This is a genomic window from Melghirimyces algeriensis (genome assembly GCF_900182565.1).
GTDB lineage: Bacteria > Bacillota > Bacilli > Thermoactinomycetales > DSM-45169 > Melghirimyces > Melghirimyces algeriensis.
Map to the genome: position 1 here is coordinate 72,518 of NZ_FXTI01000006.1, position 19,367 is coordinate 91,884.

A 19,367-nucleotide genomic window follows, 5' to 3' on the forward strand; every position below is an offset into this window, starting at 1 on the left:
TTAGGAATCATAGAGTCCAAAGCTGGCAAGCCAGGCAATAAAGACCGTGGGAGCTCCTGTCAAAAATCGGCCATAGAGAACCGAAGGGACTCCTACTTCCACCGTCTCCACCTCTGCTTCAGCAAGTCCCAGACCTACGGGAACAAAGTCAGCTGCAGCCTGGGAGTTAATGGCGAATAAGGCTGGCAGAGCCAGTTGCGGCGGGATGTTCCCTTTCCCGATCTCCACACCGATCAGGGTCCCAATCACTTGGGCAATAACCGCTCCAGGCCCCAAAAACGGTGATAAAAGTGGAAAAGAACAGACCAAGGAGATAAGCAGCAATCCTGGGAGGGACCCAGCAAATGGAGAGAGTACCGATGCGAAAAGATCCCCGATTCCAGATTCCAGGATGATCCCAATCAACATGGCTACAAAAGCCATGAAGGGCAGAATGGTTTGAATAACCGTTTGGATGGCATCCCTACCTGCCTGATAAAATACGCCGACGATGGAACCCATTCCCATTCCGATTTTGACCATCAATCCCTTTGGGTTGGATTGTTCATTTATTTTTTTATCCGTGGTATACTTAGGGTTGGAAATTACTTGCTTTGCATTGGGTTGAGAGCTTGCGCTCTTTTCTTTTTCTGTTTCCGATTCAGAATTTTCAGCAATCTGTATATTATCGGGTTTGACACCGGAGACATAGATATCCTCGGTGATAAACCTGGCGAGTGGCCCACTTTTACCGGTTGCCATCACATTGATCGTTTTAATGTTTTTCTGTGGGTACATACCGCAACGCAGCGTACCGCCACAATCAATAATGACACAGGCCAATTCATCGTCCGGTACTTTAGTCTTAAACCCGTCTACCAACTCACAACCTGTCAGTTCTGCAATCCTGTCTGCAATATACGGTTTGCTCCCCCCTGTAATATAGGCGACTTTGTTCCGCTTTTCGTCCGGTGAAATCACGAGAGGACCGCCGAAACCACCTGGTCCTGCGTGAACGATGATCGATTGATAGGATTGATCCTTTGCCATCGGTGCTTTCCCCCCTCACAGTTGTACGGTATCTTTCAGTTTTACATTCTGTTGTTTGGCTACATAGGCAGTGGTAAAGTCGGTAACCCAACCCCTTAGGAAGTTCGTTACCATCCCGACTAAAAGATACCTTAGCGCCAAATCCGTAACGGGAAGATCCAATTGGGTAATCCCTGTCGCAATCCCAAGAAAGACAAAGAGTTCACCCGGATTGACGTGAGGAAATAACCCGTTCATCGTATGGCAGGAAAACGAAGCGGAAGCGTAATAACCAGGCTTGTACTTTTCCGGCAGGAATCTTCCCAGCGATAATGTCATGGGATTGGTCAGGACAAATGTACCGATCACCGGAAGTACCAGATAACGGGTAAAAACATTTTTTCCCGATTTTTTCGCCAACCGTTCCACCCGGTCTTCTCCGATCAGTTGAACCAAGGCATTCATGGCGACCAAAAGCATGACGAGAAGCGGAACAATGCCGGTTACCAAATCGACAAAGACTTCCCCACCCCGTTGAAACAATTGGATAAACGCACCGGCATAATCGGATACCATTTCCATTTGCATCACCTCTTCTTATTTTGCCATCAGCATCTTATCAAGCCATGTCTTTTTAACGGGAACATCACCTCCTTTAGCGATCGTTTTAACGTTGTTGACCGCATCTTGAATCGCCTTTGCAGTAAGTCGGTTGTATCCTGCAATATCTTCCGGTTGAAGATCCAACAGATTTTTTCCTTCCAGACCCTTAAGGGGTCGCAAGCGGGAAAAAATCGTTACCCCCTGCATTTTCTCCACCCTTATGATTGTATTTCGAGCGTCGATCGCGATTAAGACCACCGTCCCGGCCCGAAATTTTCCTGTCAATCGCCCAATCGCCACTCTGCCCAATCGCCGCATCTCCCTGAACCGTTGATTAAAATGCCTCACCTGAAAATAGCCTAGAATGATTTGAACCAACCAAGCGAGACCGATCATCAGAATGATGGAAAAAATCATGAAATCCCTTCTCTCTAACTGTTTAAAATGGCTTCTGCTGTCTCTTCATTGGAAATCAAGACATTGATATATCTCCCTTTCATCGCCCCGATAATGGAAGGAACCTTTTCCACTGATTCTGCCATTCCAATGGAGTATTTAAGATTCTTGAGTCGATCCAGTTCAATCGCCACTGTCCGCTCGTTCACCTCAGGATGCAGTAAATTCCCTTCTCGATCAAAATAACGGGAACAAATTTCTCCAATGGCACCCAAACGGTTTAATTCCTGGATTTCCATATCTCCAAAAAAGCCTGTCCAAATCATATTTGATGAACTGATGGGTGCACCGATCCCGACAACTGCAATCGTCAAATTTCGCCACAGATCCAAAATCTTGCGAAAATAATGGGAACGCATAATATCATCACGGGTCTCTTTTTTCTCTACAATTGCTGCTGCGTCAATAAAATGGGTCGTCCCGCCAAACGCGTTGGCTACATTGTAAACAATCGTGTTGACATGGTATTTACTATCCATCGTCCCCGGTCCCCCGACAAGCGGAACAAAATCCGCCCGTCGCTGTTTTATATCGGAAAACTGACCCACCATACCGGCAAGCGTACTGCCCCAAGCAAACCCAACTACATCGTGATCCCTGACGATCCTCTTCAGTAAATCAGCTCCCGCTCGACCAATCGCCTTTTTCTTTTCTTCGGGCGAATGATCGCGTTCCGATGGAACAATAATCGCTTCCTTCAGTTGAAATGTTTTTTCCAGTTGGTATTCCAAATCAAAAATCCGGTCTGCAGAGTCCCCCCTTATCGTAATGGTAACGATTCCTTTCTCACGGGCTTTTTTCAGCATTCGTCCAATGGTCGTCCGATAAATGCCCAGTTCCTTGGCGATCGCTCCCTGAGTCATTCCCTCTTCGTAGTACATCCGTGCGATCTTAATCAGAAGCCGTTCCTCTTCTCTGTTTTTCAATTTATCACCTTCATTCGCACAAATGTGCAATATCATGTCATATGTAGTTTTCACAAATTATAAGCGCTTTCATTTAAATCGTCAACTCCCATCCTAGTGGTTATAAAAGGAAAAAGAGGACTTTCATTCTAAATTTCTATCTCTCTCAATGTAAAAAAGAGAGCCCTTTTGATCCTTCCGTCAAACCATTTTTTCCTATGAATCCAATATATAACCGATAATAACATGTCAGGAAGATTCCGAAGAATGTGTGAACATTGATTTTCTCTGGATACCTCCCTGTTCAGATTTATATGGAACGAAACCTTAACCCAAAGTCAACCGAGCAGAGTGAACAAAGACCACCCACCGGGAAGCCGGATTGTTTAATAAGGTCTCACTCCCCTCTCACCATTTTTGCATGAAAAGGTAGAGGTTTTTTTTCTTTTTAATGGAATGTTAAGTATTCTTAAAGATAAACCGTTTTCACAAAAATCTTTGCTATACTCGTATCCATAGCTGAGGTTTGGTAATGGAGGCGGAATAGGGTGTACTTTCCGGAAATCAATTTTGTGCGCGGCTGGGCGTGTTTGGCTGTGGTAACGGTGCATGTGGCGGGGGCTTTTTATTATCAGCAGGGAGCATCCTGGTCCGAAATATCCTTCATGTTGAATCAACTGGGCCGTTTTGGCACTCCCTTATTCGCCGTAATTGGTGGCTTTTTACTGTTTCATCAGGCCATGCACCGGAGATTTTCCCTGATGATGTTCATCCGGTCACGGACAATGAAAATTCTGTTGCCGTTTTTGATCTGGAGTGGGATCTACTTGCTGATCCTATGGCGATTTTATGAAGTACCGGTCTTTTCAGACGGTTTGGCACTTGTTCTGCGTATTATAACCGGACAATCCTATTATCATTTGTATTTTATGGTTGTGGTCTTGCAATTTTATCTTCTCTTTCCGCTGTTACAAAAGAATTTGCGATCGGAACGGGCTTGGCGAGTCGCTATGCTTGTTTCACTTGCGGTGACAGCAGGATGGTTGCTGTTCCCCTTAAATTTTGAAATCAGTAAGGCGTTGGGGCATCCCGCCATGCTGGGAAAATGGATCTTTTATTTCCTGTTCGGGGGATTTCTAGCTCGTCACTGGAACCGGATCAAGGAGGAATTGTGCCGGTATCCTCTACAGGTAGCCGGTTTGACCATAGCAGTGTTCATCGGAGGGATCGTGGAATATCAATGGTGGGGACCCTACAGCTCCCAGCGATTGATGAACCTGGTGAATATACCCATACTGTTTCTTGCACTGGTGACTGTTCATCCGTGGTTTACCCGAACCGTCCCTTACCTGGAGGAGGGCTTGCAACGGATTGGAACCTTTGGATTTGGAATTTATCTGGTTCATCCTTTATGGATTAGTCTCTTTATGGAGTGGATACCCGCTAAATATTGGCACATAGGAATGCTTCCATTCATATGGACAGCCATATTGTCCGCTTCCATGATCATGATTCTGCTGATTCGGCGAACACCCTTTCATCCGTATCTCTTGACCATTCCCAAGCACCCCACCCATAAAACGCAACAGAAACCGATCCCTTCCGCCGCAGCAAGATCCTGATACATTGTAGAGGTCAGATATAGTGTTCCCATTACAAAAACAGCTGACCGTCTGGGTCAGCTGTCTTCTTCAGACCAGGAAATATTCTTTCTAAAGCTTTTTCGGATGTCTGGAAACTCCTTTTTCCACAAACAGGAAGAAGCACTTTTGTAAGCATTGATAAATCGGGATCATTCCGAATTTGGATGTCCCTTGAACAAGATATGGACATGGTCTTTCTCGTGATTCCATTCTGGCAGAGCCATATTGTACTTGGATGCAATGTACTCAAAGATTCCCCCTTGCACGACGGGAAATCGGATCATCCAGTACTTTCTTTCGATATTTTTCACGAGACTAGATGGTATACATCAAGAATTCCAATTCCCTCTTGTAGAAGCGGGAGACTTCTGGCGCAGGTTTGTTAAAATAAAAGAAGAGTCTAAAGGAGGAATGATGATGAAAAAAGCATTAACCATCGCCGGCTCCGACACCAGCGGGGGTGCCGGAATTCAGGCTGATTTAAAAACGTTTCATGCAATGGATGTTTACGGGATGTCGGCATTAAATACCTTGGTAACCATGGACCCGGATCATTGGTCCCATCAAGTTCATCCCATTCCTCTAGAAACCGTCCAAGCCCAATTGGACACAATTCTTTCCACAAATGTGGACGCCATGAAAACCGGTATGTTGAGCACAGTGGAAGTGATTGAATGTGCGGCTGATGTAATCGAACGATATGGGGTAAACCGCGCCGTCATTGATCCAGTGATGGTATGTAAAGGGGAAACAGAAGTTCTTCATCCGGAAAACAAAGAGGCCTTGCGTAATCGGCTGGTCCCCAAGGCAACTGTCGTTACACCCAATCTTTTTGAAGCCGCTCAGTTGGCGGAGATGAGCACCATCACCACAGTAGAGGAAATGAAGCAAGCCGCCCAGGCGATTTACCAACTTGGACCGAAATACGTCCTCATTAAAGGAGGTTCCGGCCTTCACCACCATCAAGCGATAGATCTTCTTTATGATGGAAAAGAATTTACGACATATGAAGCGGAGAAAATAGACACCGCCTGGACGCATGGTGCCGGATGCACCTATTCCGCCGCGATCACTGCGGGATTGGCTCATGGTAAGAGTGTGCCGGAAGCCGTCCAAACAGCCAAACGCTTTATCACCCTAGCCATCCAAAACGGTTTTGCATTAAATCAGTTTGTGGGACCTGTGCGTCAAATGCGTTTGAAATAATACACGAATCATCCCCTTTTGAGTGAAACCTCTGCGGCGTCCACTCAAAAGGGGGTTTTTCTAAGAAAGGGGGAATACCATTGGCAAGATCAACAATGATGGGGAATGGTGCATAGAACCGTCAATCACAGGCGGTTTATTCCACAAAGGTTGTGAACGGCTCTCCACTAAAGTGGTAGAGCTTCTCGGTTCATCAAGCCGCAGGCGGGTACTCTCCGCGAGCTTTACTTCCCGTAGTTCCTACGGTATATGTTAAATTGTCGGACTTGTGAGGGGTTAACACCCCCCTCATCCGACGACCGGAGGAAGTGCCCGTGGTACGCTCACTTTCATCTAATCTATTAGGATGGAAAAGATTCCCTTTCGCATTTCCAAAATATATCGAATTTAATTTACAGGGAATATAGGATATACAGAAAAACACAGATGATCCATAAGGCTTTTGATTTCGCCCTTTCATCTGTTTAACAACGGTTACGGGCCGACCATAGGTGAAACAAGCATAACTACTCATCTTCCCTCTGTTCAAACAACTTCAGATATTTACCATATCCTTCTTTCTTAAGCTCCCTCTTCGGGATAAAACGAAGGGCGGCCGAGTTGATACAATAACGAAGCCCTTTTGGACCGGGGCCGTCCGGAAAAACATGACCCAGGTGAGAATCCGCTTCTTGGCTGCGCACTTCTGTCCGGATCATTCCAAAACTGCGGTCCTCCTTCTCTGTTACGGCCTCTTGATCGATTGGTCGGGTAAAGCTGGGCCAACCACAGCCAGCATCATACTGATCTTTGGAGCTGAAGAGCGGTGTGCCAGAAACAATATCCACATAGATTCCTTCCTCTTGGTTATTCCAATATTCATTCTTAAAGGGCGGTTCCGTTCCATTGTTCTGGGTTACCTCATATTGCAAAGGCGTCAGACGCTTTCTCAGCTCCTCACGGGACGGCTTTCTGTTGGAGTCCACTGAAACTCCTCCTTTTGTTTTATCTGCTAAAAGATGGAATCATTTCAACATTTTTTGCATACGTTCAGCCGCTTCCTTGACGGGTGGAATCACTTCTTCCATTTTCTCCTTTGTCAGCCGACTGACAGGTCCGGATACCGCCAAAGCTGCGAGTATGTTTCCATCACGTCCAAAAATAGGTACAGAAACAGCAGAGGTCCCTGCCTCCCGCTCTTCCACACTGGTTGCGATTCCTGTATCACGAATGTTCTCCAGTTGCAAACGATACATTTTTTTATCCACCGAGTCAGGCCAGTTGGGGTCTCCCAGAATCAATGCCTGATCAGACAGCGGGGAAAAAGCAGTCAAGACTTTTCCCGCAGCTCCAACTGCCAGGGGCATTCTCGCGCCTACCGGGGCCACCCGGCGAATGGCCTGCAGGCTTTCCACTGCCTGAACACGAACGCGTTCCAACCCATCACGAACATAAAGACTCACCGTTTCCTCAATCTGATCCCGCAATCGTTCCATTTCCGGAAGAAACAGAAGTGCGGGATCATCGGAGCGGGACAGATGAGCAGACAATTCCCAAATTCTAAATCCCAAACGGTATTTTTCCGTCTCTCCATCCCGAACCAAAAATCCTTTATCTTCCAATGTCGCCAATAAACGATAGACGGTGCTCTTATTTAATTCTGTCATCCGAGCAATTTCCGTTAATGACAACTCCGGTTTTTGGATAAAACAAAGCAGAATATCCAATGCACGTTCGGCCGCGCGTACCGTCTTTTTTCCTTCCATAACGGTTTCCCCTTTGGTTTCACTTGGCGAAATATGTTTTTAATTAACATTATACCCCCTTTTTTTTCCGTATAAAAGAGCAAGTTTTAAAGCGATCAAGGGTATACAAATGAGGAAGTCTCAGTGTATAATGAAACAGAAAAAGAAACTCTGTTTTAACTGATGAAACTGGACGTGATTTTATTTTTTAAAAGGAGGTTGTTTTTTCATGTCCACAAAAGACCTCTTCGGCGTACGCAAGACGCTCTCTGTCGGCGGCAAGGACTATGTATACTATAGTCTGAAAGAGCTGGATGCGAAAGGTATCGGCGACATCTCACGCCTTCCCTTCTCCATCAAAGTTTTGTTGGAAGCCGCTGTGCGTCAATATGACGGCCATTCCGTCACCAAAGAACACGTTGAACAACTGGCCAACTGGACATCTCGAAAAGAGAATAAGGAAGTCGCCTTTAAACCGGCACGGATCGTGTTGCAAGACTTTACCGGGGTTCCAGCCGTGGTGGATCTGGCCGCACTGCGTTCCGCCATGGATCGGGTGGGTGGCGATCCCAACCAAATCAACCCACTGATCCCTGTAGACCTCGTGATTGACCACTCGGTCATGGTGGATAAATTTGGAACGGAAGATTCGCTGGAGTACAATATGAACCGTGAATTCGAACGGAACGAAGAACGCTACCGTTTGCTTCGCTGGGCAACGGATGCCTTTGATAATTTCCGTGCCGTCCCTCCGGCTACCGGAATTGTACACCAGGTCAACCTGGAATACTTGGCAAAAGTGGCGCAAACACGCGAAGTAGACGGGGAATTGCAAGTATATCCTGATTCATTGGTGGGTACCGATTCCCATACCACGATGATCAACGGTCTGGGTGTCCTCGGCTGGGGTGTTGGCGGAATTGAGGCCGAAGCTGGAATGCTGGGGCAACCCCTTTACTTCCTGACACCGGATGTCGTCGGATTCAAGCTGACTGGTGAGCTGGCAGAAGGTGCCACTGCCACTGATCTGGCTCTGACCGTTACACAGACATTGCGCAAAAAAGGCGTAGTGGGTAAATTCGTCGAATTTTATGGCCCAGGATTGTCCAAGATCAGCCTGGCTGACCGCGCAACCGTCGCCAATATGGCTCCGGAATATGGTGCTACCATGGGCTTTTTCCCAGTGGATGAAGAATCCCTCAACTATTTGCGGAATACTGGCCGTGATGAAGCATTGGTCCAGCTCGTCAAGGAATATTTCACTGCACAGGGAATGTTCCGCTCCGACGACACGCCGGACCCGGTCTTCACCGATACCGTCGAACTGGATTTGGGCGATGTAAAACCCAGTCTGGCAGGACCGCGCCGTCCTCAGGACCGGATTGAACTGTCCGCTATGAAGGAAACTTGGAACGAAACCTTGAAAAAACCGGTTGAAGAAGGCGGCTTCGGTGTTGAAGAGACAGATAAAAAGGTAAAAGTGGAATACAACGGCGAAACCTTCGAATTGGGCAACGGAGATGTAACGATTGCCGCAATTACCAGTTGCACCAACACCTCCAACCCGTCCGTCATGTTGGGTGCCGCTCTTGTAGCTCACAAAGCGGTTCAAAAAGGGTTGAAAGTAAAACCTTATGTGAAAACCAGCTTGACACCGGGTTCCAAAGTTGTGACCGAATACCTGAAAAAATCCGGAATGATGGATTCACTGAACCAACTGGGCTTCACTCTGGCTGGATATGGATGCGCCACATGTATCGGAAACAGTGGTCCGCTACCGGAAGAAATCAGTAAAGCCATTCACGAAGGGGATCTGACAGTAGCTTCAGTCCTGTCCGGAAACCGAAACTTTGAAGGCCGGATTCACCCGGATGTCAAAGCCAACTATCTGGCTTCTCCCCCGCTGGTCGTTGCCTATGCCCTCGCCGGAACGGTAGACATCGACTTCGCCAAAGACCCGATCGGACATGACCAAGATGGAAATCCTGTTTACTTCAAGGATATCTGGCCTTCCAATGAAGAGGTTCGGAAAACGGTAGAGGCATCCATGAATGCCGACCAATTCCGTGCTCAGTACAGCAGCGTATTTGATGCGAACGAACGCTGGAATCAGATGGATACCCCCAAAGGGGAACTGTACGAATGGGATGAAAAATCCACATACATTCAGGAACCACCCTTCTTTGTAGGATTGTCTCCTGAAGTGGAACCCATTGAAGAAGTCAAGGGAGCCCGTGCTTTGGCATTGCTGAAAGACTCTGTCACCACGGACCATATTTCCCCCGCCGGTGCCATCGCTCCAAACAGCCCAGCTGGGGAGTATTTGAAGGAGAATGGGGTCAAACCTCGCGACTTCAACTCGTATGGCTCCCGTCGCGGGAATGATCGCGTCATGACCCGTGGTACCTTTGCCAATATCCGCATTCGAAATCAAATGGTGCCGGGTACGGAAGGCGGTTTCACCAAATATATACCCACTGGAGAAACCATGCCGATCTATGATGCAGCCATGAAATACAAAGAAGACCAAACCCCATTGGTCGTTCTTGCCGGTAAAGAATACGGAACCGGAAGCTCCCGTGACTGGGCCGCCAAAGGAACCAATCTGCTTGGCGTCAAAGCTGTTATTGCTGAATCATTTGAGCGGATTCACCGTTCCAATCTGGTTGGTATGGGTGTACTTCCCTTGCAGTTTGAAGAGGGCACCAGCTGGGAATCGCTAGGACTCACTGGTGAGGAAACCTTTGATATCACAGGGCTGAACGATGATATTCAACCCTTCCAAAAAGTAAATGTCACGGCTACCAAGCCGGATCAATCCACGGTTGAGTTTCAGGCGATCATCCGCCTCGACAGTCAGGTGGACATCGAATACTACAAAAATGGTGGAATCCTGCAAACGGTACTGCGTCAACTTTTAAATGAAGAAGCAAAAGCCTGATGCAACCCCTCAGTATCCATCATGTACAAATTACAATTCCCAAAGGATCTGAAGCAAAAGCTCAACATTTTTATTGCGATATCATGGGATTGGAGGAGATTCCTAAACCGAGCTCCCTGGCCGGTCGGGGTGGCTTTTGGCTTCGTCTTGGAGACATGGAAATTCACATCGGTACCGAAGATGGAGTAGATCGCACTCGTACCAAAGCCCACTCGGCTTACCTGGTAGAAGATCTGACCGCTTGGCGCCATCATCTGATGCGACAGGGAGTTGAAATTCAGGACTCTATTCCCATTCCCGGATATCAGCGCTTTGAGTTACGCGACCCCTTTGGCAACCGGATGGAACTGATCGAACGGAAATAAAGCACGCCCCGCATACTGTGATGCGGGGCTGTGCTTTTGTAGTCAAAACTGACTTGTCACCAATCATTCATCCTCTGTTCATATTTGTCCCCTACAATATGCAAATATAAGATAGAATAAGGATTATACATGATCCCAAGCAAGGAGGTATTCACGATGTTTCACACGTCGCTTGGACGTTTCCGCATCGTCAGTTTTTTGGAAGGGCTCTCCTACCTTCTGCTTCTCGGCATCGCAATGCCTCTAAAATATTTTGCCGATCTGCCGATCGCTGTTACCATTACCGGTGCGATTCACGGTCTTCTTTTCGTCCTCTATCTCATACTGCTCTATCCGGTAACAAACCAGCATCAATGGTCATATAAACAGATACTGGGAGCACTGATCGCGTCTGTCACCCCGTTTGGTTTTATCATTCTGGACAAAAAACTTCTGCGTCATCAGGAGATATCATCCAAACAGGTAACGAATTGAAGCCAATGTATGAAAAAGCCCGGAATATATGGGCTTTTTTCATGAATCGATCAACTGTTGCTCGAAAGAAAAAAACGCTGCATCAACTGATACCAGGAGGCGACTGAACCGTCCGGAACTCCTGATGTCATCCACCTTCTCTCTCCGATTCGACGACAAAATCCTGATTCCATTAACAGCAAGTGATCCGCCAACTCTGCCAACTCCAAATCATGGGTGACAAAAATTGTGATTCCTTTTTCTCTTCGTTGCTGAAGTTCATGAAGAAACAAATTGTATCCCAATTCATCCAGTCCACGGGTTGGATCATCCAAAAGCCAAAACTCCGGATCACCCAGGAGACTGGCGGCAATGGCATAACGGGAAAGTATGTATTCCGGAAGTTCTACCAGCATTCCCTTTCGATACGCTGCCAGACCCCAGCGAGTAATCATTTCCACCACGCGTCGTTTCGGTTGTGCCAATCGGTGATAATAAGAAAGATTTAACAATGCATCCTCCAATACCATATCATCTGGATGCAACAGTTTATTTGAGGGAACGTAGCCAATACGCTGTTGAAGCAATTCAACCGTTGACATATCCCCCATATCCGCAATTCTTCTGGACCAAACATAACTGCAATGATCCGCAAACTGATAGGTCACCCTTCCATCATCAGGAACGGAAAAAGCGGCGATAATTTGAAGAAGTGTACTCTTTCCCGAAGATGGCGGACCCAAAACAGCTGTTACTCCACCCTTCAGGGTAGCAGTGAAATCGAGTAAACCCGCTTGCCCCTGAAATAAGCCCCATCCTCTTTTTTCACTGTCCGTAAAACGTTTACTTACATGGGAACACTCAATATACAATGATTTCATCCTTCCCGAAGTGATAATCTTTTTTCCAAATGGAATACCTTTATACTTTTAGACGTGAAAATGCGGAAAAAGTTTCAGAAAATATATGTTGCTAAGAATGAAAGTAATTTTCAGCAAGGTCCTTGACCCTTTTCCATTACTGTGATTAAATGAAGAACAGGCAACTGCATACCTCACGGGAGCTTGGAGAAGCCAGGCTGAGAGGGCGGGAACTCTACGCCGACCGTTTAACCTGATCTGGATAATACCAGCGTAGGAAACACGGATGGATGCACCATTTATGGTCATTTAAGAAGAAGTCGTATCAGTAAGACGACTTTTCTTTCCGTATATTTTTCCCTTGCCTTCCTCCCGTCGGCAGTGCCGAATGATAACGAGGAGGCTATTTTTAATGCATAACAGTTACAAAATCTATGTCAATGGGTCACGAGAAGACATTCGGGTTCCAATGCGAAAAATTTGTCTCTCGTCTGAGGATCGTTCCGGAAAACCCGAATCACTTTGCGTTTATGATACCAGTGGTCCTTACACGGACCCCGATGTTTCCACGGACCCTCAAAAGGGGCTCTTCCCTCTTCGCAGGAAATGGATACTGGAAAGGGAAGATGTAGAGGAATATGAGGGTCGCGACATTCAGCCGGAGGACAATGGATACAGGAAAAACAAACCAGATGAGTACTCCAATCCGTCTCGTTCCCCTCTCCGGGCTAAAGCGGGAAAAACGGTTACCCAGATGCATTATGCCCGCCAGGGGATCATTACCCCGGAAATGGAATTTATCGCGATCCGGGAAGGAGTCAGTCCGGAATTTGTCCGGGATGAGGTGGCCAAGGGTCGTGCCATCATTCCTGCCAATATCAATCATCCTGAAAGTGAACCCATGATTATCGGAAAACACTTCCATGTCAAAGTCAACGCCAATATCGGAAACTCCGCAGTAACTTCCTCCATTGAAGAAGAGGTGGAAAAAATGGTCTGGGCGACCCGTTGGGGAGCCGACACCATCATGGACCTTTCCACCGGCAAGGATATCCATACCACCAGGGAATGGATTCTGCGCAACTCTCCTGTTCCAGTCGGTACGGTTCCAATCTATCAGGCACTGGAAAAAGTGAATGGCAACCCTGAAGATCTGACTTGGGAAATTTACCGAGATACATTGATTGAACAAGCCGAACAGGGTGTCGATTATTTTACCATCCATGCGGGAGTGCTTCTCCGCTATGTTCCCTTGACCGCCGACCGGGTAACCGGAATTGTCTCGCGCGGTGGCTCGATTATGGCCGCTTGGTGTCTGGCCCATCATGAAGAAAGTTTCCTGTACACGCATTTCCGGGAAATTTGTGAGATTCTTCGAACCTATGATATCTCACTCTCCTTGGGGGATGGCCTTCGCCCAGGTTCCATCGCGGACGCCAACGATGAATCTCAGTTTGCCGAACTAAGGACCCTGGCAGAATTGACACAGATCGCCTGGGAATATGATGTGCAGGTGATGATCGAGGGACCAGGGCATGTCCCCATGCATCAAATCAAAGAAAATGTGGATATCCAGCAGGAGTGGTGCAAAGAAGCCCCATTTTACACGTTGGGTCCCTTAACTACGGATATTGCACCCGGCTATGACCATATCACCTCCGCCATTGGAGCGGCCATGATTGCCTGGCACGGGACAGCCATGCTCTGTTATGTGACACCTAAAGAGCACTTGGGACTTCCCAACAAGGAAGATGTAAAAGAAGGAATGATCGCTTACAAAATCGCTGCTCACGCTGCTGACCTGGCCAAAGGTCATCCCAGGGCACGAAATTGGGACGATACGCTTTCCAAGGCACGGTTTGAGTTTCGGTGGGAAGATCAGTTTAACCTCTCGTTGGACCCGGAGCGTGCAAGAGCGTTCCACGATGAAACCCTTCCCGCAGAACCGGCTAAAACCGCTCATTTCTGTTCCATGTGTGGCCCCAAGTTTTGCAGTATGCGGATCACCCAGGATATTCGAAAGTATGCTGCAGAAAAAGGACTAAATCCGAACGATGCCGTTGAACAAGGCATGAAAGAGAAAGCGGATGAGTTTCGAAAAGGCGGTACAAAAATATATCGATAAAATCCAGATGATAGCTGCATCCATCTTCCACTCTGGTGGAAGGTGGTTTTTTATTTCTGGAAATACTTCATCCACCGATTACAAAGGAAATTGATCCATCCATCAAGAAATCATATAAAAGCCATTCATCGCTAACAAGAAGGAGGCACCAACCCTTGCCGTTGTCAACTAGCATACAAGTACGTTTTCATGAATGTGACGGACTGGGTCATGTCAACAATGCTGTCTACTACAATTATATGGAAACTGCTCGAATTGAACTGTTTCAGATGTTAGATCCCAACATGAACCTGGATAACTGGAAGCTGATCGTCGCCTCCACCAGTTGTGAATACAAGTCCCAGGCCTCCTTTGCCCAGTGGCTAAAGGTGACCACCGAAGTGGAACGGATTGGCAACAGCAGTTTCACTGTAATGCATCGGATCAGCGATCTGAAATCGGATGAACTGATCGCCATCGGACGAGCGGTTCTCGTTCATTACGACTATCAAAAACAACGTAGTACCCCATTGCCAAAGGCGATGAAAGATACACTCCGATCCCTTCATCTCCCGCAATGAAGAGAAAGACGCAACATCGTGAACATTGGATGTTGCGTCTTTCTTTTCCATATCCGTCACATAGATGAAAACACATACTGCATACCCGCCCAGTTAACCGGAATGTTTATTTTCCCCATCACGGACCCACACAAAGAGAACCATCCCCAAAACTGTCATTACAATAGCGGAAACATAACGATCCACAAGCTTATGTATAAGGTTCCACTGCTCCCACCCATAAGGAATAAAGGCAAAAATCAGAAACAGAAGGAACAGAGTCATCACTTGACTTCCTTTCCCCGTTTTTCCTCCGAACCGAAACAAAATGGGAATCAGTACGGCGAGAGCGTAGATGAAAAGATATACCGTTTTTAACCGGATCACCCCTGATGCATCCAATCCACCGAGGAGTAAAGCACTGGCCGCCAATAATATCATGAACATCGCATAAAGTGGATGCATTACATTCCCCCCTCTCTGTTTTGATTTTATCCAACGGATCAATCCGTTTAAACAGCCTTGGAATTTGAGCTCCAAGGGTGTTTCACTTAACGGAAGGCTGAACCATGGCAATCCTTGCAGTTGAATCTGGATCACTCATGAACCAGCCTTCTCCTCGGACAAGGAAAATCGCTGGGACAATTCGTTGCAAAAATCGTTCAGCTTGTTTCGGTTGATAGAGTAATAATTCCACTTTCCTCGTTTGCGTTCATGCAAAAGACCCGCATTTTTCAATTCTTTCACGTGATACGACACCTTGGATTGCTTTAAATTTAACGCTTCTTGAATATCGCAAACGCACATTCCGGTGGTACAGCATTGAACAGATTTTTTTCCATCCCCTCCGGCAATCAGATCAAGAATTTGACAGCGAATCGGGTCGGCCAATGCCCTGGCAATCTGAGACAGCGGTTCATTGGTGCAACAAGACATCACAATCCCTCCTGGATTAGCATAAGCGAAACCCAGGCAACGCCCAGGTTTCACTAAAGGATATCATTTATTCCTTATTCGGAAGTGCAGCAATCAGGGGCACAGCAATCACCCTCAGATGTTGCAATTTTCGATGATTGTCCGAAATCGTCCACATCTTCCTTGACAAAGAAGACTTCCCATCGGTGATCGTCGGGACTGGTTACCCAAATTTTATCCTGACGGGCATAGCAACAAGTGGTATCCATTTCGTCGAATGAAGCCAACCCTGCATGTTGCAAACGTTCCTTCGCAGCGATTACCGCCTCTGTTGACTCCACTTGAATTCCCAGATGATTCAGCCCACCAGCAATGTCACCTCCTTCGTTTAACGTGAAGTTCAGGGCCGGTTGATCCAGATCAAATTTAGCGTAACCAGGATGCACCTTGGCAGGTTCTTCTCCGAATAAATGACGATAAAACTGGATGGAGGTGTCCAAATCCTTCACATTGATCGCTACATGGGGTTTTAATACCATTTTTCATCCGCTCCTTCTCATTCGTTTATCATTCTCCAAGTATCGAACGACACAATCCGTCAAATTGCCATGAAAGAATAATCACCTCACATCAATTTTCTTTGATATAATCATACATCAAATAAATTTGATCTGTAAATCCGCAAATCAAAAAAAATTGATATATGATGTACAGCTCACTTCCCGTTTCATCAAGTCCCGTTCCCGGTCTGACCAGGGTTGAAAGAGGTTTTGTTAACAACAAAGAGCCGATTCATATTTTGTATCGGCTCTTTGTCTTACCAATCCTTGATTTCTTTATACTCCCATTGGAATGATATACACCACCATCATCGCAAAGTGAAAACCGGTTCCGGTCATGACAAACAGGTGAAACACCTCATGAAAGCCAAAACGGTTGGGAAAAAAATCACACCATTTCGTGGCATAGATCACCGCCCCCAACGTATAGGCGACACCGCCTGCCACCATAAGAATGATGGCACCAACCGGAAGACTTTGAACCAGTTGAACAATGGGAATTAATGCAATCCATCCCAATGTAACGTAAAAAGACGTGGATATGTAGCGAGGGGTTTGAATAAACAGGAATTTAAGCGTAATCCCAATCAACGCCAAGGTCCAGACGGCGATCAGCATCACCCATTTCCAAGCTCCCTCTAACCCATAGTAAAAAATAGGTGTATAGGACCCTGCAATCAACAAGTAAATTGCCACATGGTCCAGTTTCTTCAAGAGCAATTCCTTCTCCGGGGTGGTTCTCACCCAGTGATAAAGAGAACTGGCTCCATAGAGAAGAATGACACTGACACCATAAATGGTCATCACCACTAAGGTGGATACATTTTCACGACTGAGAAGAATGAGAAAAACCAAACCGATAATCCCAGCCAAAAAGGTGACAAAGTGCGTCCAGGTATTTACCGGCTCCTTCATTTTTAACCATTTCATCAGGACGCCCCCATTTTTCGAAATACTCTTACCGATTATATCCTGAAATTAGAACAATGAAAACCCTGAAAGCTTAATCTTATCCAGAAATTAATAAACTGATTCAAAGTTTCTCATTCACCTTATAAAATCATCAACCTCATAAATCCAATTTACCAATCGTTTATTAAACTCATGAGGTTCTTCCAACATGGGATTATGCCCGCTATGCTCAAAAATTACTTTTTCCACCTTCAAACTTAAGTCTTCAACAGGGTCCCACAGTGAGACTGGAGCAACTAGATAATCATACCTTCCCAAACCAATAAAAACCGGCTTATTGAAGTGTTTCAATGATTGTAAAAGATTCAGACTTCCAAATACCTCTCCCCACAAGTGATCAATGATCTGCATATTTGTATATACACCTTCCCACAGATCTGTTGCATCAAATGTATAGTCGTAAAAGCTTTGAGCACCCATACGAATGCACATATGAACAAATCGTCTTTCCGGATCTTTTTCAATGTCTCTTTCCAGTAATGCGATATCTTTTTCAAACTGTCGTTTTCTTTCATCACTTGCAGTATCCCTAAAAAAGGAAAAACTCTGCTGTTGCCTTTCTTTACTGTTTGTAGGTGCGGAGTTTAATAAGACAACTTTCTTAACACATTCAGGATACTTCCTAGCATACTCTAAAGCCATAAAAGCATGGCCTGAATGACCCAATATAACAAACTCCTCCAGATTAAGCATCTGTCTTATGCTTTCGATATCATCAAGCATAAGATTCAATTGATAATCTTCTGGGCTTAATGATCGCGGTGGCTTTACGAAGCCTCTATGATCAACAAAGAAGAATTGCAGTTTTTTTTTGATCTCCTGAGTAAAGAGTTGAGAATAATAGACTGTACTACCTACTACAAGTACAGGTATACCTTCTCCCTCAATGCTATAAGATAATGGAAAGCCATCAATGGTCAGTGTTCCGCTTTTTTTCATTTTGACATTCACCTTTCTCCGTAAATAAAATGGCCCTTACTCATGAAACTAGAATGTTTCCTTTCCAATCTCTGTGATATGAACCTCTGGAATGATATCCGAGCAGAGCGAATCAATATCAAACAGCTCTTCAATGTGATAGATCCCTTTTAACCATTTGTTCGTATATAGTTCTTCGCTTACCCTTGTTGCGATGGCAGCTGTGATCGATGCTTCTTTCTGACCATGAAGAGCACACTCGGCAAGAACTCTTTTACCGCCAACTTCTCCCCATGCATCGATTTTTAAAGCATAGATTTCCCTTCCCCATCTTATTTTGCTTAAAAGCCATACTGCCAATGTCCGTAGCGATTGATATTTTAACAAATGGAATATCCCTGCCCGTTTACATAACGCAAATATCTTGGTAACGGTTCGGGAATCCAAGCACAGTCGGGTACTCACCGTCGGCACCTTTAAGGTATGGGGCAAGGAATGCTGATCGGAAAAATTAAATCGATATCCCGTTCGATCCCCCAGATCTCTGCCAAAATCAGTTGTTTTCCCATCGTCAAAGGTCTCTGCCTTGACTTTCTCCCGATTTGAATACACGTAAAAGCTTGTATCCAAATGATCGATCGTCCATTCAATAGCCGCTTTACCATGCTGATCTCCCAACCCCAACAGGACATAAATATCGATTGCTTCTGTTTGATCCATGTAACGTGTGGTATATTTGGCTAATAAATTGGTAAGTCCCGGTGCTAAGCCAACGCTTAAAACAGCCGTTGTTTCGTTCTTTATCGCTTCTGCCTCCAACGTTTCAACACGCGATAAAAAGGAAGCATTCGCAGAGATATCGATATAATCCACCCGGTTGGCAAAACAGGCCTGTACAAAATCCAGGTTTCTCTGGTCAAGACACATCACAACCAATTTCACTTTATCCAATAAATCTGACGGCAGAGGCTTGGTGGTATCCAATTCACGAGGAATCACTCTCCCATTCGTTGTTTTGCAAAATTCTTCTGCTTGGCTCAATCTTCTTCCTGCTGCAATCACCTTACCCGGATACCGTTTCCCCAGCTGCTCACAAATCAGCCTTCCTACATGTCCATACCCACCGACAACTAGAATCTGATCCTTCATATCTGTCACCCTTCTTCCCCTTGTA

The 19,367-nt window shown here is 46.0% G+C and carries 21 protein-coding genes and 1 riboswitch; of the genes, 7 read left to right on the forward strand and 14 right to left on the reverse strand.

What is annotated here, in order from left to right; translation table 11 throughout:
• The 4 genes from srlE to FN782_RS10055 are packed head-to-tail and all read right to left on the reverse strand — an operon-like array spanning position 1 to position 2,993.
• The gene (gene srlE, locus FN782_RS10040) at positions 1 to 1,029 is read right to left on the reverse strand and encodes a PTS glucitol/sorbitol transporter subunit IIB (RefSeq protein ID WP_142505665.1); all 1,029 of its coding nucleotides are present in this window, start codon (positions 1,027 to 1,029) and stop codon (positions 1 to 3) included.
• 15 nt (positions 1,030 to 1,044) lie between these two features.
• Complete coding sequence (srlA, locus tag FN782_RS10045; protein WP_142505666.1) at positions 1,045 to 1,590, reverse strand: PTS glucitol/sorbitol transporter subunit IIC; 546 nt, start codon at positions 1,588 to 1,590, stop codon at positions 1,045 to 1,047.
• 15 nt (positions 1,591 to 1,605) lie between these two features.
• Entirely contained in the window at positions 1,606 to 2,028 is a 423-nt protein-coding gene (locus FN782_RS10050; RefSeq protein WP_142505667.1) for a transcriptional regulator GutM, read from the reverse strand.
• A gap of 14 nt (positions 2,029 to 2,042) precedes the next feature.
• Positions 2,043 to 2,993 carry a sugar-binding transcriptional regulator gene (locus FN782_RS10055; RefSeq protein WP_142505804.1) on the reverse strand — a complete coding sequence of 317 codons (951 nt, stop codon included), beginning with the start codon at positions 2,991 to 2,993 and terminating at the stop codon, positions 2,043 to 2,045.
• Between the two features lie 527 nt (positions 2,994 to 3,520).
• Here FN782_RS10055 and FN782_RS10060 point away from each other — a divergent pair.
• Positions 3,521 to 4,594 (forward strand): acyltransferase, encoded by a 1,074-nt coding sequence (locus FN782_RS10060; protein ID WP_142505668.1) that lies wholly within the window; start codon positions 3,521 to 3,523, stop codon positions 4,592 to 4,594.
• Positions 4,595 to 4,764: 170 nt separating this feature from the next.
• Here FN782_RS10060 and FN782_RS17510 read toward each other — a convergent pair whose 3' ends face one another.
• Positions 4,765 to 4,899: a transposase gene (locus FN782_RS17510; protein WP_221930174.1), complete on the reverse strand. Its 135-nt coding sequence runs from the start codon at positions 4,897 to 4,899 to the stop codon at positions 4,765 to 4,767.
• A 133-nt stretch (positions 4,900 to 5,032) separates the two neighbouring features.
• On the opposite strand from FN782_RS17510, the gene pdxK reads away from it, so the two are divergent.
• Complete coding sequence (pdxK, locus tag FN782_RS10070) at positions 5,033 to 5,821, forward strand: pyridoxine/pyridoxal/pyridoxamine kinase (protein ID WP_142505669.1); 789 nt, start codon at positions 5,033 to 5,035, stop codon at positions 5,819 to 5,821.
• Between the two features lie 506 nt (positions 5,822 to 6,327).
• Here the strand turns inward: pdxK and msrB are convergent.
• Complete coding sequence (msrB, locus tag FN782_RS10075; RefSeq protein WP_142505670.1) at positions 6,328 to 6,786, reverse strand: peptide-methionine (R)-S-oxide reductase MsrB; 459 nt, start codon at positions 6,784 to 6,786, stop codon at positions 6,328 to 6,330.
• Positions 6,787 to 6,825: 39 nt separating this feature from the next.
• Positions 6,826 to 7,566, reverse strand: a complete 741-nt coding sequence (locus FN782_RS10080; RefSeq protein ID WP_142505671.1) for an IclR family transcriptional regulator — start codon at positions 7,564 to 7,566, stop codon at positions 6,826 to 6,828.
• Between the two features lie 208 nt (positions 7,567 to 7,774).
• Here FN782_RS10080 and acnA point away from each other — a divergent pair, with 208 nt between their 5' ends.
• From acnA to FN782_RS10095, 3 genes are all read left to right on the forward strand, one after another.
• On the forward strand, positions 7,775 to 10,486 hold the full coding sequence (acnA, locus tag FN782_RS10085; RefSeq protein WP_142505672.1) for an aconitate hydratase AcnA: 2,712 nt from the start codon (positions 7,775 to 7,777) through the stop codon (positions 10,484 to 10,486).
• Positions 10,486 to 10,851, forward strand: a complete 366-nt coding sequence (locus FN782_RS10090) for a VOC family protein (RefSeq protein WP_142505673.1) — start codon at positions 10,486 to 10,488, stop codon at positions 10,849 to 10,851. The genes acnA and FN782_RS10090 overlap by 1 nt, the downstream gene beginning before the upstream one ends.
• A gap of 156 nt (positions 10,852 to 11,007) precedes the next feature.
• The gene (locus FN782_RS10095; protein ID WP_142505674.1) at positions 11,008 to 11,325 is read left to right on the forward strand and encodes a DUF3817 domain-containing protein; all 318 of its coding nucleotides are present in this window, start codon (positions 11,008 to 11,010) and stop codon (positions 11,323 to 11,325) included.
• 50 nt (positions 11,326 to 11,375) lie between these two features.
• On the opposite strand, the gene FN782_RS10100 is transcribed toward FN782_RS10095, so the two are convergent.
• On the reverse strand, positions 11,376 to 12,176 hold the full coding sequence (locus FN782_RS10100; RefSeq protein WP_185956203.1) for an ATP-binding cassette domain-containing protein: 801 nt from the start codon (positions 12,174 to 12,176) through the stop codon (positions 11,376 to 11,378).
• Between the two features lie 174 nt (positions 12,177 to 12,350).
• Positions 12,351 to 12,462, forward strand: a riboswitch (TPP riboswitch).
• A gap of 114 nt (positions 12,463 to 12,576) precedes the next feature.
• On the opposite strand from FN782_RS10100, the gene thiC reads away from it, so the two are divergent.
• Entirely contained in the window at positions 12,577 to 14,289 is a 1,713-nt protein-coding gene (gene thiC, locus FN782_RS10105) for a phosphomethylpyrimidine synthase ThiC (protein WP_281285939.1), read from the forward strand.
• Between the two features lie 155 nt (positions 14,290 to 14,444).
• On the forward strand, positions 14,445 to 14,849 hold the full coding sequence (locus FN782_RS10110) for an acyl-CoA thioesterase (RefSeq protein ID WP_246064918.1): 405 nt from the start codon (positions 14,445 to 14,447) through the stop codon (positions 14,847 to 14,849).
• 93 nt (positions 14,850 to 14,942) lie between these two features.
• On the opposite strand, the gene FN782_RS10115 is transcribed toward FN782_RS10110, so the two are convergent.
• The 6 genes from FN782_RS10115 to FN782_RS10140 form a co-directional block, all read right to left on the reverse strand.
• Entirely contained in the window at positions 14,943 to 15,293 is a 351-nt protein-coding gene (locus FN782_RS10115) for a hypothetical protein (RefSeq protein ID WP_142505677.1), read from the reverse strand.
• A 135-nt stretch (positions 15,294 to 15,428) separates the two neighbouring features.
• Positions 15,429 to 15,764, reverse strand: coding sequence for an ArsR/SmtB family transcription factor (locus FN782_RS10120; protein WP_142505678.1), 336 nt, complete (start codon positions 15,762 to 15,764; stop codon positions 15,429 to 15,431).
• Positions 15,765 to 15,838: 74 nt separating this feature from the next.
• Positions 15,839 to 16,282: an ArsI/CadI family heavy metal resistance metalloenzyme gene (locus FN782_RS10125; protein WP_142505679.1), complete on the reverse strand. Its 444-nt coding sequence runs from the start codon at positions 16,280 to 16,282 to the stop codon at positions 15,839 to 15,841.
• Positions 16,283 to 16,579: 297 nt separating this feature from the next.
• Positions 16,580 to 17,233: a PAQR family membrane homeostasis protein TrhA gene (trhA, locus tag FN782_RS10130; RefSeq protein WP_246064919.1), complete on the reverse strand. Its 654-nt coding sequence runs from the start codon at positions 17,231 to 17,233 to the stop codon at positions 16,580 to 16,582.
• Positions 17,234 to 17,350: 117 nt separating this feature from the next.
• A complete protein-coding gene (locus tag FN782_RS10135) occupies positions 17,351 to 18,214 on the reverse strand; it encodes an alpha/beta fold hydrolase (protein ID WP_142505681.1) in 864 nt (287 codons plus the stop codon).
• A gap of 48 nt (positions 18,215 to 18,262) precedes the next feature.
• Positions 18,263 to 19,342, reverse strand: a complete 1,080-nt coding sequence (locus FN782_RS10140) for a saccharopine dehydrogenase family protein (RefSeq protein ID WP_142505682.1) — start codon at positions 19,340 to 19,342, stop codon at positions 18,263 to 18,265.
• Positions 19,343 to 19,367: the final 25 nt, after the last annotated feature.